We start from the raw sequence: 13,645 nt of genomic DNA, 5'->3' as shown, positions 1-13,645 counted from the left end.
CACGTGACGAAGCGGGGGCCGGCTTCCGCCGACCCCCGCCTGAGACCCGACTTGTCTCGGGCGTGACTACTCGACCGAACCGCCGGCCGCCTCGATCTTCTGCTGAGCAGAGGCCGAGACCTTGTCGACTGCAACGTTCAGCTTAACCGCAATCTCGCCGCCGCCGAGCACCTTGACGAGCTCGCCTCGATTGATGACGCCCTTCTCGATGAGTGCGTCACGCGTGACCGAGCCGCCCTCGGGGAACAGCTCGCCGAGCTTGTCGAGGTTCACGACCTGGTATTCGGTGCGGAACGGGTTCTTGAACCCGCGCAGCTTCGGCGTGCGCATGTGCAGCGGCATCTGGCCACCCTCGAAGCCCGCGGGAACGCCCTTGCGAGCCCGCGTGCCCTTCGTGCCGCGGCCGGCCGTCTTGCCCTTGGAGCCCTCACCGCGGCCGACGCGAGTCTTCGCGGTCTTCGCGCCGGTCGCCGGACGAAGGTGGTGCACCTTCAGCTGAGGAACGGACTTCTTCTCGTTCTGCTCTTCGTTCTTGGTCATTCGCTGATCTCCTCGACCTTCACCAGGTGAGCGACCGTCTTGACGTAGCCGCGGTTCACGGCGTTGTCTTCCTTGACGACCGAGTCGCCGATCCGCTTGAGCCCAAGCGAACGGAGCGTGTCGCGCTGGTTCTGCTTCTCACTGATGACCGACTTGGTCTGCGTCACCTTGATGTTCGCCATTACGCACCAACCTTCGAGGCTTCGGCGGCCTCGACGCGGGCCTGCTCCTCAGCGCGCAGGATGCGCGCGGGAACCACCGCGTCGACGTCGAGCCCACGGCGGGCCGCGACGGCACGCGGCTCCTCGAGCTGCTTGAGCGCTTGGACGGTCGCGTGGACGATGTTGATCGTGTTCGACGACCCGAGCGACTTCGAGAGCACGTCATGGATGCCGGCGCACTCGAGGACGGCGCGAACCGGACCACCGGCGATAACGCCAGTACCAGCAGCCGCGGGCCGCAGCAGCACGACACCCGCGGCGGCCTCACCCTGGACGGGGTGCGGGATCGTCTTCTGCACGCGCGGGACGCGGAAGAAGTTCTTCTTGGCCTCTTCGACGCCCTTCGAGATCGCGAGGGGAACCTCGCGGGCCTTGCCGTAGCCGACGCCCACGAGGCCGTTGCCGTCGCCCACGACGACGAGCGCCGTGAAAGCGAAGCGACGGCCGCCCTTGACGACCTTCGAAACGCGGTTGATGGTGACGACGCGCTCGAGGAACGGGTTGCTCTTGTCGTCGCCGCCACGGTCGCGGCCGCCGCGTCCGCCCTGGCGATCTCCACGGCCGCCGCGACGGTCTGTGCGGCCACCGCCCTCGCGCTGCGAGGACTCGCTCGCGGCGGCCGTCTCGACGGGACGGTCGCTGATGTTGTCGGGAACGTTCTGTTCCGTTGTCTCGGTCACAGGTTCAGCCCTGCCTCTCGTGCTCCGTCAGCGATCGCTGCGACACGACCTGCGTACTTGTTGCCGCCGCGGTCAAAGACCACCGACTCGATGCCCGCCGCCTTGGCGCGCTCGGCGACCAACTCGCCGACACGCTTGGCCTTGGCCGACTTGTCGCCATCGATGCCACGAAGCTCTTGCTCCATGGTCGACGCGCTGGCGAGGGTGCGACCCTTGGCGTCGTCGACGACCTGCACGAACACGTGACGGGTCGAACGGGTGACGACGAGGCGAGGGCGCACCTCGGTGCCGACGATCTTCTTGCGAAGACGGTCGTGACGACGGCCGCGTGCGGCCTGCTTGCTCTTTCCTCGGGTACCGAGTCCCATGACTACTTCCCAGCCTTTCCGGCCTTGCGGCGGATCTGCTCGCCCTCGTAGCGCACGCCCTTGCCCTTGTAGGGCTCGGGCAGGCGAAGCTTGCGGATGTTGGCGGCGCACTCGCCGACAGCCTGCTTGTCGATGCCTTCGACGGTCACCTTGTTCTGGCCCTCGACCTTGAACGAGATGCCGGCGGGGGGCTCGACGAACACGGGGTGCGAGTAGCCGAGCGCGAGCTCGAGGTTCGCGCCCTTGGCCTGCACGCGGTAACCGGTGCCGACGACCTCGAGGCTCTTCGTGTAGCCCTGGGTGACGCCGATGATGTTGTTGTTGATGAGCGTGCGCGTCAGCCCGTGCAGGGCACGCGACTCGCGCTCGTCGTCGGGACGGGTGACGAGGACCTGTCCGTCCTCGACCGCCACCTCGATCGGCTCGGCGACGGTGAGCGACAGCTCACCCTTCGAGCCCTTGACGGTGACCTCGCGCCCGTCGAGCTTGACCTCGACGCCCGCGGGAATGGCAATTGGGAGTCGTCCGATTCGCGACATGTTCGATCACCACACGTAGGCGAGGACTTCCCCACCCACGCCCTTCTGCTCGGCCTCGCGGTCGGTGAGAAGACCGGAGGAGGTGGACAGGATGGCGACACCGAGGCCGCCGAGCACCGTGGGGAGCTCGGTCGAGCGCGCGTACACGCGCAGGCCCGGCTTCGAGACGCGCTTGATGCCACCGATGGACTGCTCGCGGTTGGGACCGAACTTGAGCGTCAGCGTCAGCGTCTCGCCGACCTTGGCCGGCGTCGTGGCGACATCGGCGATGTAGCCCTCGCGCTTGAGAATCTCAGCGATGCGGGTCTTGAGCTTGGACGCCGGCATTGAGACGGTGTCGTGGTGCGCCGAATTGGCGTTGCGCAGACGCGTGAGCATGTCTGCGACGGGATCGGTCATCGTCATGATGAGTGCCTTTCGCCTGGTTTCACGCCCCGTACACGGGGTCGTGACCTGTGGTGGATGCGCTGGGCGGCTGCCCAGCGCAGGGAGGACTAGGCCTGCTGCGCCTTTTCGCGGTAGGGGAACCCGAGCTTCGTCAGCAGGGCCCGCCCCTGGTCATCGCTCGTCGCCGAAGTGACGACGGTGATGTCCATACCGCGGGTGCGGTCGATCTTGTCCGGATCGATCTCGTGGAACATGACCTGCTCCGTGAGACCGAACGTGTAATTGCCGTGGCCGTCGAACTGCTTGTCCGAGAGACCGCGGAAGTCGCGGATGCGGGGAAGCGCGAGGCTCAGGAGGCGGTCGAGGAACTCCCACATGCGGTCGCCACGAAGCGTGACGTGCGTGCCGATGGGCTGGCCCTCGCGCAGCTTGAACTGAGCGATCGACTTTCGCGCCTTGGTCACCATGGGCTTCTGACCCGTGATGGCGGTGAGGTCGGCGATCGCGCCCTCGATGATTTTGCCGTCGCGCGCGGCCTCGCCGACGCCCATGTTGACGACGATCTTCACGAGACCGGGAACCTGGTTGATGTTGCTCAAACCGAGCTCCTCAAGCAGCTCGGGCTTGATCTCGTCGCGGTACTTCTGCTTCAGCCGGGGCTGGATGTTGCCAGCCACCGTCGCGGTGTCCGTCATCGTTACTCGCTGTCCTTCTCGGCGGCCGTGTCGTCCGAAGCGTCCGCGTCGGCCTTCTTCGCCTTGGCGGGCTTCTTGGCCGCGCTGTCGCTCGTGGCCTTCTTCGTGTCGGCCTTGGTGTCGTCCTTGGCCGGCTTCTCCGCCCGGCGCGACGGCTTGAAGTAGCGCGTGCGAACGGTGCGGGTCATGCCGTCCTTCGTGACCTCTTCCTCATGGAAGCCCACGCGAGCGGGCACCTTGGTGTCGGGGTCGACGAGGGCGACGTTGGAAATGTGAATGGGCGCCTCGACGGTCTCGATGCCGCCGGTCTTGCTCCCGCGCTGCGACTGGCCGATGCGCGTGTGCTTCGTGACGTAGTTCACGCCCTCGACGATGACGCGGTTCTGCTCGGCCAGCACCTCGAGCACCGTGCCCTGCTTGCCGCGCTCGGCGCGAGCACCCGAGATGACCTCGACGAGGTCGCCCTTACGGATATTCGCCATGGGTTACAGCACCTCCGGAGCGAGCGAAATGATCTTCATGAACTTCTTGTCGCGCAGTTCGCGCCCGACCGGTCCGAAGATGCGGGTACCGCGCGGGTCACCGTCGGTGCGGAGCACGACGGCCGCATTCTCGTCGAAGCGGATGTACGACCCGTCAGCGCGACGCGTCGGCTTGATCGTGCGAACGATCACGGCCTTGACGATGTCGCCCTTCTTGACGTTGCCGCCGGGAATCGCGTCCTTGACGGTCGCGACGATGACATCGCCGACGCCCGCGTAGCGACGGCCGGAGCCGCCGAGCACGCGAATCGTGAGCAGCTCCTTCGCGCCGGTGTTGTCGGCGACGCGGAGGCGGGATTCTTGCTGAATCATGTGTCTGGTTCCTTACCTACAAGGCGCGAGGCGCGCGGCCTACTTCGCCTTCTCGAGGATCTCGACGAGGCGCCAGCGCTTCGTGGCGCTGAGTGGACGGGTCTCGGTGATGAACACGAGGTCGCCGATGCCGGCGGCGTTCTGCTCGTCGTGCACCTTGACCTTGCTCGACCGGCGCAGCACCTTCCCGTAGAGGGGGTGCTTCACACGGTCTTCGACGAGCACGATGATGGTCTTGTCCATCTTGTCGCTCACGACGTAGCCGCGACGCGTCTTGCGGTAGTTGCGCTGCTGCGCGTCCTGCTCCGTGGCAGTTGTCTCGTGGGTCATGATCAGCTCTCCTCCTTCGCGGCCTTCTTCGCGCGCGCCTCGACGACCTCGGGCGTGGCCCGGATTCCGAGCTCGCGTTCGCGGATGACGGTGTAGACACGAGCGATGTCGCGCTTGACGGCCTTGATGCGGCCGCGCTCCTCGCCCTGACCCGTCGCCGCCTGGAAGCGCAGGTTGAACAGCTCTTCCTTGGCCTTCTTCAGTTCCTCGAGCAGACGTGCGTCTTCGAAGGTGTCGAGCTCGTCAATGGCGAGCTCCTTGGTACCGATCGCCATGGCTTACTCGCTCTCCTCACGGGTGATGATGCGTGCCTTCAGGGGCAGCTTGTGGATTGCTCGGGTCAGTGCCTCGCGGGCGAGCTCTTCGTCAACACCCGCGACCTCGAAGAGGACACGGCCGGGCTTGACGTTCGCGACCCACCACTCGGGTGAACCCTTCCCCGAACCCATGCGGGTCTCGGCGGGCTTCTTGGTGAGGGGGGCATCCGGGAAGATGTTGATCCAAACCTTGCCGCCACGCTTGATGTGGCGGGTCATCGCGATACGCGCGGCCTCGATCTGACGGTTGGTGACGTAGGCCGGCGTAAGCGCCTGGATTCCGTACTCACCGAACGACACTCGCGTGCCGCCGGACGCCTGACCCTTGCGGTTCGGGCGGTGCTGCTTGCGGTGCTTGACTCGACGTGGGATCAACATGGTTATGCCTCAGCTCCTGCCGTGGCCGGCGCCTGGTCACGGCGCGAGCCGCGGCGCGGACGGTCGTTGCGGTCGCCGCGCGAGGGCTTCATGTTGGCCTGCTCGCGAGCGAGTTCCTTGTTCGTCAGATCGCCCTTGTAGATCCAGACCTTCACACCGATGCGGCCGTACGTGGTCTTCGCCTCGTAGAAGCCGTAGTCGATGTTGGCGCGGAGCGTGTGCAGGGGCACGCGGCCCTCGCGGTAGAACTCCGAGCGGCTCATCTCGGCGCCGCCGAGGCGGCCCGAGACCTGGATCCGAATGCCCTTGGCGCCGGCTCGCTGCGCGCCCTGCAGGCCCTTGCGCATCGCGCGACGGAAGGCCACGCGAGCGCTCAGCTGCTCGGCGATGCCCTGCGCGACGAGCTGGGCCTCGGCCTCAGGGTTCTTGACCTCGAGGATGTTGAGCTGGATCTGCTTGCCCGTGAGCTTCTCGAGTTCGGAGCGGATGCGCTCGGCCTCGGCGCCGCGGCGACCGATGACGATGCCGGGGCGGGCGGTGTGGATGTCGACACGCACGCGGTCACGGGTGCGCTCGAGTTCGATCCGGGCGACACCGGCGCGGTCGAGCGACTTCGCGAGGTGCTGGCGGATCTTGATGTCTTCCTTCACGTAGTCGGCGTAACGCTGACCAGACTTCGTCGAGTCGGTGAACCACCGCGACACGTGGTCGGTGGTGATTCCGAGGCGGAAGCCGTACGGATTGATCTTCTGTCCCATGACTACTCCCCTGCCTCGGTCTCGTCGATCTCTGGCGTCGCGAGCACCACCGTGATGTGACTCGTGCGCTTGTTGATTCGGAAGGCCCGGCCCTGCGCTCGCGGCTGGAACCGCTTGAGCGTGGTGCCCTCGTCGACGTATGCAGTCGCGACGTAGAGGTCGCGCTCGTCGAGGTAGGCGTTCTCGCTGTCGGCCTTCACTCGCGCGTTGGCGATAGCCGACGCGACGACCTTGTAGACCGGCTCGGATGCGCCCTGTGGCGCAAATTTCAGGATGGCGAGCGCCTCGAGGGCCTGCTTGCCGCGGATCAGGTTGACGACGCGACGGGCCTTGCGAGGGGTCACGCGGATGTGTCGCACGCGGGCGATGGACTCCACCATGCTTGTTCCTCCTTCACATCGCCGCGTTAGCGACGACGCCCCTTCTTGTCGTCCTTCACGTGACCGCGGAAGGTGCGGGTCGGCGCGAACTCGCCGAGCTTGTGGCCGACCATGGTCTCGGTGACGAACACCGGGATGTGCTTGCGTCCGTCATGCACGGCGATCGTGTGTCCGAGCATGTCGGGCACGATCATGGAGCGGCGCGACCAGGTCTTGATGACGTTCTTCGAGCCGCTGTCGTTCGCCTTCAGCACCTTCTGGAGGAGGTGCTCGTCGACGAAGGGACCCTTCTTGAGACTACGAGGCATATTCTGCTCCTCCTGCTAGCGCTTCTTCTTGCCGGTCGGGCGGCGGCGGACGATGAGCTTGTCACTTTCCTTGTTGGGGCGACGCGTGCGGCCCTCGGACTGACCCCAGGGGCTCACGGGGTGACGACCACCGGACGTCCGGCCCTCACCACCACCGTGCGGGTGGTCAACGGGGTTCATCACGACGCCGCGCACCGTGGGGCGCACGCCTAGCCAGCGCTTACGGCCGGCCTTGCCGAGATTGATGTTCGACTGCTCGGCGTTGCCGACCTCACCGATCGTCGCGCGGCAGCGTGCGTCCACGTTGCGCACCTCACCCGAGGGGAGACGCAGCTGGGCGTACGGGCCGTCCTTTGCGACGAGCCGGACCGACGAACCGGCCGAGCGGGCGAGCTTGGCGCCGCCACCCGGCTTGAGCTCGATTGCGTGCACGACGGTACCGGTGGGGATGTTGCGCAGCGGCAGGTTGTTGCCGGGCTTGATGTCGGCGCCGGCGCCCTGCTCGATGATGTTGCCCTGCTTGATGCCGGCCGGCGCGAGAATGTAGCGCTTGGTCCCGTCGACGTAGTGCAGGAGCGCGATGCGAGCCGTGCGGTTGGGGTCGTACTCGATGTGCGCGACCTTGGCGTTGACGCCGTCCTTGTCGTGGCGACGGAAGTCGATCACGCGGTACTGGCGCTTGTGGCCACCACCGATGTGACGGGTCGTGATGCGACCCTGCGCGTTGCGACCGCCGGTCTTCGACAGGGGGCGCAGCAGCGACTTCTCGGGCGTCGAGCGCGTGATCTCCGTGAACTCGGACACCGAGGCGCCGCGACGACCGGGGGTCGTGGGCTTGTAATTGCGAATAGCCATTGTTCTTCGTCCTCTGTGTTCCGACTAGCCGGCGTTCGAGAAGATGTCGATGGAGCCGGACTTCAGCGTCACGATGGCGCGCTTCGTGTCCTTGCGCTTGCCATAGCCGAAGCGCGTGCGGCGCGTCTTGCCCTGGCGGTTCAACGTGTTGATCGTCGCGACCTCGACACTGAAGATGTGCTCGATGGCCTGCTTGATCTCGGTTTTGTTCGATCGGGGGTCGACCTCGAAGGTGTACTTGCCCTGGTCGATCAGGCCGTAGCTCTTTTCGGAGATCACCGGCTTGATGATGATGTCGCGCGGGTTCTTGTTGTTGCCGCTCATGCCTGCTCCTCCTCGCTGGCCTCGTCAGCTGCATCCGCGGCGGGCGCCGTGGCGTTGCGGTCATCACGACCGGCACGGCGCTCGACGAAGGTGTCGAACGCGGCCTTGGTGAAGACGATGTCGTCCGCGACGAGCACGTCGTACGCGTTGAGCTGATCGGCGTACACGCCGTGCAGCTGCGGGATGTTCCGCACCGACAGGGCGCCGAGGTCATCGTCGCGGTCGAGCACGACGAGCACGTTGCGCTCGGCACCGAACCGACGGATCGTGGCAAGCGCCTCCCGCGTCGACGGCGTATCGCCCGCGACGAGCGACTCGACCACGTGCAGCTTGTCGCCGCGGGCGCGGTCGCTGAGCGCCCCGAGGAGCGCCGCCGCGATCATCTTCTTGGGCGTGCGCTGCGCGTAGTCGCGAGGCACCGGACCGTGCACGACGCCACCGCCGGTGTGTTGCGGCATGCGGATCGAGCCCTGGCGGGCGCGGCCCGTGCCCTTCTGCTTGAAAGGCTTGCGTCCGGAGCCCGAGACCTCGCCACGGTTCTTGGCCTTGTGCGTGCCCTGGCGGCGGGCCGCGAGCTGAGCAGTGACGACCTGGTGGATCAGCGGGATGTTGGTCTGGGCGTCGAAGAGTTCGGCGGGGAGCTCGACCGAGCCGGACTTCTTACCGGCGGCGTCGAGAACGTCGATCGTTGCAGCCATTGGACTAGGCCCCCTTCACTGCGTTGCGGACGAACACGAGGCGGCCCTTGGCGCCGGGAACGGCGCCCTTGACGAGCAACAGACCCCGCTCGGCGTCCACGGCGTGGACGGTGAGGTTCTGCACGGTCACACGGTCGCCGCCCATGCGGCCGGCCATGCGCGTGCCCTTGAAGACGCGGCTGGGCGTCGCCGAGGCACCGATCGAGCCCGGCTTGCGGTGGTTCTTGTGGGCACCGTGCGATGCCCCGACGCCGGAGAAGTTGTGCCGCTTCATGACGCCGGCGAAGCCCTTGCCCTTGCTGGTACCGACGACGTCGACCTTCGAGCCGGCCTCGAAGACCGTCGCGTCGAGCTCTTGGCCGACTGTGTAGTCGGCGGCGTCAGCGGTGCGCACCTCGGTGAGGTGACGACGCGGGGTCACGTCGGCGGCGGCGAAGATGCCGGCGGCGGGCTTGTTCACCTTGCGCGGGTCGATGGCGCCGGCGGCGATCTGGATCGCGCTGTAGCCCTGCTTCGCTTCGGACAGGACCTGGGTGACGACGTTGGTCGGCACCTGGATGACGGTCACGGGCACGAAATTGCCGTTGTCGTCCCACACCTGGGTCATGCCGAGCTTCGTCCCCAGCAGACCTTTGTATGCCTTGGTCACGGTAGACATGTGTTCCTCTACGCTCCTCGTCGCCTTAGAGCTTGATTTCGATGTTGACGTCGTCGGGCAGGTCGAGGCGCGTGAGCGAGTCGACCGCCTTCGGCGTCGGGTCAACGATGTCGATGAGGCGCTTGTGTGTGCGCATCTCGAAGTGCTCGCGGCTGTCCTTGTACTTGTGGGGCGAACGAATCACTGCCACCACGTTCTTTTCGGTGGGGAGCGGCACCGGGCCGATGACGGTTGCACCGGCACGGGTCACCGAGTCGACGATCTTGCGCGCCGTGGCATCGATGACCTCGTGGTCATACGACTTCAGTCGGATGCGGATCTTCTGTCCCGCCATGTCCTAACTCTCTCTCTGTGTCGCGCCGCCGGGGCGGCCTCGCGTGCTGGCCAGCGGCATGCCGCTGGCCGGGTTCGCACCACTGTTCTTCTGTCAAGTGCACCCGCACGCGCTGCTCGCGCAAGCGAACGGATGACGGTGGCATCGGGGAGGGGTGGCCCTCTCGCACGCGCCGCCACCGATGAACCTGCGTCCTTCGATGTCTTGCGTGCCCGGTACGACCGGAGCTGTGCTCTGCTGCCGGCGGCGGGACCTGCGCCACTGTCTCCTCGGAGACGTTGCCCGGCAGGCAAGCCCTCCGGGGCGGGCGATCACGCACGACTCGGCAGTGATTCGAGCACGCATGTCACATGCCGCTCGAAATACTGAACTAGGAAAGTCTAGGCCGGAGGGGCATGTTTATGCAACCCGGGCGTGTCGCGCCCGGGAGACGAGAGGACCGGGAGGTGTCTGGCTCCGTTGCCAGCATTGCGCCGCCTTCTTCCGGTGCGGACGACGAAGCGGGGCCCAGCCCGAAGGCTGGACCCCGCTCGCGGGAGTCTGGACGACTACTCGGTGATCTTCGTCACCGTACCGGCGCCGACCGTGCGGCCGCCTTCACGGATGGCGAAACCGAGGCCCTCCTCCATGGCGATCGGCTGGATCAGCTCGACCGACATGTCGGTGGTGTCGCCGGGCATCACCATCTCGGTGCCCTCGGGCAGCGAGATGACACCCGTGACGTCGGTGGTCCGGAAGTAGAACTGCGGACGGTAGTTCGTGTAGAAGGGGTTGTGGCGGCCACCCTCGTCCTTCGAGAGGATGTAGGCCGTGCCCTCGAACTTGGTGTGCGGCGTGACCGAGCCGGGCTTGACGACGACCTGGCCGCGCTCCACATCTTCGCGCTTCGTGCCGCGAAGGAGCAGGCCACAGTTCTCGCCGGCCCACGCCTCATCGAGCTGCTTGTGGAACATCTCGATGCCCGTCACCGTGGTCTTCTGCGTCGGGCGGATGCCGACGATCTCGACCTCGGAGTTGATCCCGAGGGTGCCGCGCTCGGCGCGGCCCGTGACGACCGTTCCACGACCGGTGATGGTGAAGACGTCCTCGACGGGCATAAGGAACGGCTTGTCCTTGTCGCGCACCGGGTCCGGCACGTGCTCGTCGACGGCGTCCATGAGGTCGAGGACGGCCTGCGTCCACTTCTCGTCGCCCTCGAGCGCCTTGAGGCCCGAGACCTGCACGACGGGTGCGTCGTCACCGGGGAAGTCCTGGCTCGAGAGGAGCTCGCGAACCTCGAGCTCAACGAGCTCCAGGATCTCCTCGTCATCGACCATGTCCGCCTTGTTCAGCGCGACGACCAGGTAAGGAACGCCGACCTGCTTGGCAAGGAGGACGTGCTCGCGCGTCTGCGCCATCGGGCCGTCGGTCGCCGCGACCACGAGGATCGCGCCGTCCATCTGGGCCGCACCGGTGATCATGTTCTTGATGTAGTCGGCGTGACCCGGGGCGTCGACGTGCGCGTAGTGGCGCTTCGGCGTCTCGTACTCGACGTGCGAGATGTTGATCGTGATGCCGCGCTGGCGCTCCTCAGGAGCCGAGTCGATCGAGCCGAAGTCGCGCTGCACGTTGGTGTCGGACGGGAACTTGTCCGCCAGGACCTTCGAGATCGCTGCTGTCAGCGTCGTCTTGCCGTGGTCGACGTGACCGATCGTACCGATGTTGACGTGCGGCTTGGTCCGCTCAAACTTGGCCTTAGCCACTATGGTCCTCCTCAGGACGTTGGTAGGTCCGCCCGCGGTGGTCGTGCGAACTGGTTGCGGGAATGTGCAATTGGGTAGCTTACCGGTCGCGGGGATGCACGGCCCACGCGCCCGGAATCGTCAGGCGGGCTATTCGCCCCTGCTCTTCTGGATGATCTCTTCGGCGACACTACGCGGGACCTCATCGTAGGTCTCGAACGCCATCGAGTAGACCGCACGGCCGGACGTCTTGCTGCGCAGGTCGCCGATGTAGCCGAACATCTCCGAAAGTGGCACGAGGGCCCGGATGATCTTGACGCCGGAGGCGTCCTCCATCGACTGCACCTGACCGCGGCGCGAGTTCAGATCGCCGATGACTTCGCCCATGTACTCCTCAGGCGTCCGCACCTCGACCGACATGATGGGCTCGAGGATGACGGGGCTGGCCTTTGGCGCGGCCTCCTTGAAGGCCATGGAGCCCGCGATCTTGAATGCCATCTCCGAGGAGTCGACATCGTGGTACTGGCCGTCGAGCAGGCTGGCCTTCACACCGACCATCGGATACCCGGCGAGGACGCCGACCTGCATGGCATCCTGCATACCGGAGTCGACCGAGGGGATGTACTCCCGCGGGACGCGGCCGCCGGTGACGGCGTTCACGAACTCGTAGACGTTGTCGCCCTCGACCTCGAGCGGCTCAAGGCGGATCTGCACCTTGGCGAACTGGCCGGATCCACCGGTCTGCTTCTTGTGGGTGTAGTCCCACTTGTCGACCTTCTTGCGGATGGTCTCGCGGTAGGCCACCTGGGGCTTGCCCACGTTGGCCTCGACCTTGAACTCGCGCTTCATCCGGTCGACGAGCACGTCCAGGTGCAGCTCGCCCATACCGCCGATGACGGTCTGGCCGGTCTCCTGGTCGAGCTCCACGCGGAACGTCGGGTCTTCCTCGGCGAGCTTCTGGATGGCGAGGCCGAGCTTCTCCTGGTCCGCCTTCGTCTTCGGCTCGATCGCCACGTTGATGACGGGCTCGGGGAAGGTCATCGATTCAAGGGCGATGAGGTGGTTCGGGTCGCAGAGCGTGTCGCCGGTCGCCGTGTCCTTCAGGCCGATCACGGCGTAGATGTGCCCTGCCGACAGCTTTTCGACGGGGTTCTCCTTGTTGGCGTGCATCTGGAAGATCTTCCCGATGCGCTCCTTCTTACCCTTGGTCGAATTGATGACCTGGGCGCCCTGCAGCACCTCGCCCGAGTACACGCGTACGTAGATGAGGCGGCCGAAGAAGGGGTGCACGGCGATCTTGAACGCCAGCGCGGAGAACGGCTCCTCCGACGAGGGGCGGCGCGTGAGCGCCTCTTCCTCGTTGTTGGGGTTGATGCCCTCGATGGCCGGCACGTCGACGGGGCTGGGGAGGTAATCGACCACCGCGTCGAGCATCGGCTGCACGCCCCGGTTCTTGAACGCCGAGCCGCACAGCACGGGGTACGCGTCCCCGTTGACCGTGAGCTTACGGATCGCGGCCTTGATCTCGGCGATCGTCAGCTCTTCGCCACCGAAGTACTTCTCGAGCAGCTCGTCGTCGGTCTCGGCGACGGCTTCGAGCAGCCTCTTGCGGTACTCCTCCGCGCGCTCCTTGAGGTCGGCGGGGATCTCCTGCGTCTCGTACGACGCGCCGAGGGTGGTGTCACCCTTGGAGTCGGCCGGCCAGACCTTCGCGTTCATCTCGACGAGGTCGATGACGCCGATGAAGTCGTTCTCGGCTCCGATCGGCAGCTGCAGCACGAGCGGGGTCGCGCCGAGCCGTCCGACGATCGTGTCGACGGTGAAGTAGAAGTCGGCACCGAGCTTGTCCATCTTGTTGACGAAGCAAATGCGCGGCACGTTGTACTTGTCGGCCTGGCGCCACACCGTCTCCGACTGGGGCTCAACGCCCTCTTTCCCGTCGAACACGGCGACCGCGCCATCCAGCACGCGGAGCGAGCGCTCCACCTCGACCGTGAAGTCGACGTGGCCGGGAGTGTCGATGATGTTGATCTGGTTCGTGTCCCAGAAGCACGTCACCGCGGCGGAGGTGATGGTGATACCACGCTCCTGCTCCTGCTCCATCCAGTCCGTCGTCGAGGCGCCGTCGTGCGTCTCGCCGAGCTTGTGGTTGACGCCGGTGTAGAACAGGATGCGCTCGGTGGTCGTGGTCTTGCCGGCATCGATGTGCGCCATGATGCCAATGTTGCGGACCTTCGAGAGGTCACTCAGCACTTCCTGTGCCACAGGGGGTTCCTTCCGCGAGGAGTGGATGGTGAAGC

The 13,645-nt window shown here is 66.0% G+C and carries 21 protein-coding genes and 1 pseudogene; all 22 read right to left on the bottom strand.

The annotated features are described in order from the left end of the window. Positions 1-66: 66 nt before the first annotated feature. Positions 67-540, bottom strand: coding sequence for a 50S ribosomal protein L15 (gene rplO / locus F8O04_RS12600; protein ID WP_158029745.1), 474 nt, complete (start codon positions 538-540; stop codon positions 67-69). Beyond that, entirely contained in the window at positions 537-722 is a 186-nt protein-coding gene (gene rpmD / locus F8O04_RS12595; protein ID WP_158029744.1) for a 50S ribosomal protein L30, read from the bottom strand. Before rpmD ends, rplO begins: the two co-directional genes overlap by 4 nt. Further along, complete coding sequence (gene rpsE, locus F8O04_RS12590) at positions 722-1,441, bottom strand: 30S ribosomal protein S5 (RefSeq protein ID WP_225735054.1); 720 nt, start codon at positions 1,439-1,441, stop codon at positions 722-724. The genes rpmD and rpsE overlap by 1 nt, the downstream gene beginning before the upstream one ends. Then, the gene (rplR, locus tag F8O04_RS12585; RefSeq protein ID WP_158029743.1) at positions 1,438-1,809 is read right to left on the bottom strand and encodes a 50S ribosomal protein L18; all 372 of its coding nucleotides are present in this window, start codon (positions 1,807-1,809) and stop codon (positions 1,438-1,440) included. The genes rpsE and rplR overlap by 4 nt, the downstream gene beginning before the upstream one ends. A 2-nt stretch (positions 1,810-1,811) precedes the next feature. Then, complete coding sequence (rplF, locus tag F8O04_RS12580; RefSeq protein ID WP_158029742.1) at positions 1,812-2,348, bottom strand: 50S ribosomal protein L6; 537 nt, start codon at positions 2,346-2,348, stop codon at positions 1,812-1,814. Between the two features lie 6 nt (positions 2,349-2,354). Further along, on the bottom strand, positions 2,355-2,753 hold the full coding sequence (gene rpsH / locus F8O04_RS12575) for a 30S ribosomal protein S8 (protein WP_158029741.1): 399 nt from the start codon (positions 2,751-2,753) through the stop codon (positions 2,355-2,357). 89 nt (positions 2,754-2,842) lie between these two features. After that, on the bottom strand, positions 2,843-3,430 hold the full coding sequence (gene rplE, locus F8O04_RS12570; protein WP_158029740.1) for a 50S ribosomal protein L5: 588 nt from the start codon (positions 3,428-3,430) through the stop codon (positions 2,843-2,845). A gap of 149 nt (positions 3,431-3,579) precedes the next feature. Continuing rightward, positions 3,580-3,912, bottom strand: a pseudogene (gene rplX, locus F8O04_RS12565) (50S ribosomal protein L24); the annotation flags it as partial. Positions 3,913-3,915: 3 nt separating this feature from the next. Further along, the gene (gene rplN / locus F8O04_RS12560; RefSeq protein WP_158029738.1) at positions 3,916-4,284 is read right to left on the bottom strand and encodes a 50S ribosomal protein L14; all 369 of its coding nucleotides are present in this window, start codon (positions 4,282-4,284) and stop codon (positions 3,916-3,918) included. 39 nt (positions 4,285-4,323) lie between these two features. Beyond that, positions 4,324-4,614 carry a 30S ribosomal protein S17 gene (rpsQ, locus tag F8O04_RS12555; protein WP_158029737.1) on the bottom strand — a complete coding sequence of 97 codons (291 nt, stop codon included), beginning with the start codon at positions 4,612-4,614 and terminating at the stop codon, positions 4,324-4,326. 2 nt (positions 4,615-4,616) lie between these two features. Next, on the bottom strand, positions 4,617-4,889 hold the full coding sequence (rpmC, locus tag F8O04_RS12550) for a 50S ribosomal protein L29 (RefSeq protein WP_158029736.1): 273 nt from the start codon (positions 4,887-4,889) through the stop codon (positions 4,617-4,619). 3 nt (positions 4,890-4,892) lie between these two features. Further along, complete coding sequence (rplP, locus tag F8O04_RS12545; protein ID WP_158029735.1) at positions 4,893-5,309, bottom strand: 50S ribosomal protein L16; 417 nt, start codon at positions 5,307-5,309, stop codon at positions 4,893-4,895. A 2-nt stretch (positions 5,310-5,311) separates the two neighbouring features. Then, complete coding sequence (rpsC, locus tag F8O04_RS12540; RefSeq protein WP_158029734.1) at positions 5,312-6,067, bottom strand: 30S ribosomal protein S3; 756 nt, start codon at positions 6,065-6,067, stop codon at positions 5,312-5,314. A 2-nt stretch (positions 6,068-6,069) separates the two neighbouring features. Continuing rightward, positions 6,070-6,447 (bottom strand): 50S ribosomal protein L22, encoded by a 378-nt coding sequence (gene rplV / locus F8O04_RS12535; RefSeq protein ID WP_158029733.1) that lies wholly within the window; start codon positions 6,445-6,447, stop codon positions 6,070-6,072. Positions 6,448-6,473: 26 nt separating this feature from the next. Then, complete coding sequence (rpsS, locus tag F8O04_RS12530; RefSeq protein ID WP_158029732.1) at positions 6,474-6,755, bottom strand: 30S ribosomal protein S19; 282 nt, start codon at positions 6,753-6,755, stop codon at positions 6,474-6,476. A 15-nt stretch (positions 6,756-6,770) separates the two neighbouring features. Beyond that, on the bottom strand, positions 6,771-7,610 hold the full coding sequence (gene rplB, locus F8O04_RS12525; RefSeq protein ID WP_158029731.1) for a 50S ribosomal protein L2: 840 nt from the start codon (positions 7,608-7,610) through the stop codon (positions 6,771-6,773). A gap of 24 nt (positions 7,611-7,634) precedes the next feature. Next, positions 7,635-7,934, bottom strand: coding sequence for a 50S ribosomal protein L23 (rplW, locus tag F8O04_RS12520; RefSeq protein ID WP_158029730.1), 300 nt, complete (start codon positions 7,932-7,934; stop codon positions 7,635-7,637). Continuing rightward, positions 7,931-8,632, bottom strand: coding sequence for a 50S ribosomal protein L4 (gene rplD / locus F8O04_RS12515; protein WP_158029729.1), 702 nt, complete (start codon positions 8,630-8,632; stop codon positions 7,931-7,933). The genes rplW and rplD overlap by 4 nt, the downstream gene beginning before the upstream one ends. Before the next feature lie 4 nt (positions 8,633-8,636). Next, positions 8,637-9,290: a 50S ribosomal protein L3 gene (gene rplC, locus F8O04_RS12510; RefSeq protein WP_158029728.1), complete on the bottom strand. Its 654-nt coding sequence runs from the start codon at positions 9,288-9,290 to the stop codon at positions 8,637-8,639. Positions 9,291-9,315: 25 nt separating this feature from the next. Then, positions 9,316-9,624, bottom strand: a complete 309-nt coding sequence (gene rpsJ / locus F8O04_RS12505; protein WP_158029727.1) for a 30S ribosomal protein S10 — start codon at positions 9,622-9,624, stop codon at positions 9,316-9,318. A 548-nt stretch (positions 9,625-10,172) separates the two neighbouring features. Beyond that, complete coding sequence (gene tuf / locus F8O04_RS12500; RefSeq protein WP_158029726.1) at positions 10,173-11,366, bottom strand: elongation factor Tu; 1,194 nt, start codon at positions 11,364-11,366, stop codon at positions 10,173-10,175. A gap of 129 nt (positions 11,367-11,495) precedes the next feature. Further along, positions 11,496-13,610 (bottom strand): elongation factor G, encoded by a 2,115-nt coding sequence (gene fusA / locus F8O04_RS12495; protein WP_158029725.1) that lies wholly within the window; start codon positions 13,608-13,610, stop codon positions 11,496-11,498. Between the last annotated feature and the right edge of the window lie 35 nt (positions 13,611-13,645).

The sequence above is a fragment of the Pseudoclavibacter endophyticus genome (assembly GCF_008831085.1).
In the GTDB taxonomy this organism is placed as follows: domain Bacteria; phylum Actinomycetota; class Actinomycetes; order Actinomycetales; family Microbacteriaceae; genus Pseudoclavibacter; species Pseudoclavibacter endophyticus.
The sequence above is the reverse complement of the archived record's forward strand: the minus strand, read 5'-3'. Positions and strand labels throughout refer to the sequence as shown.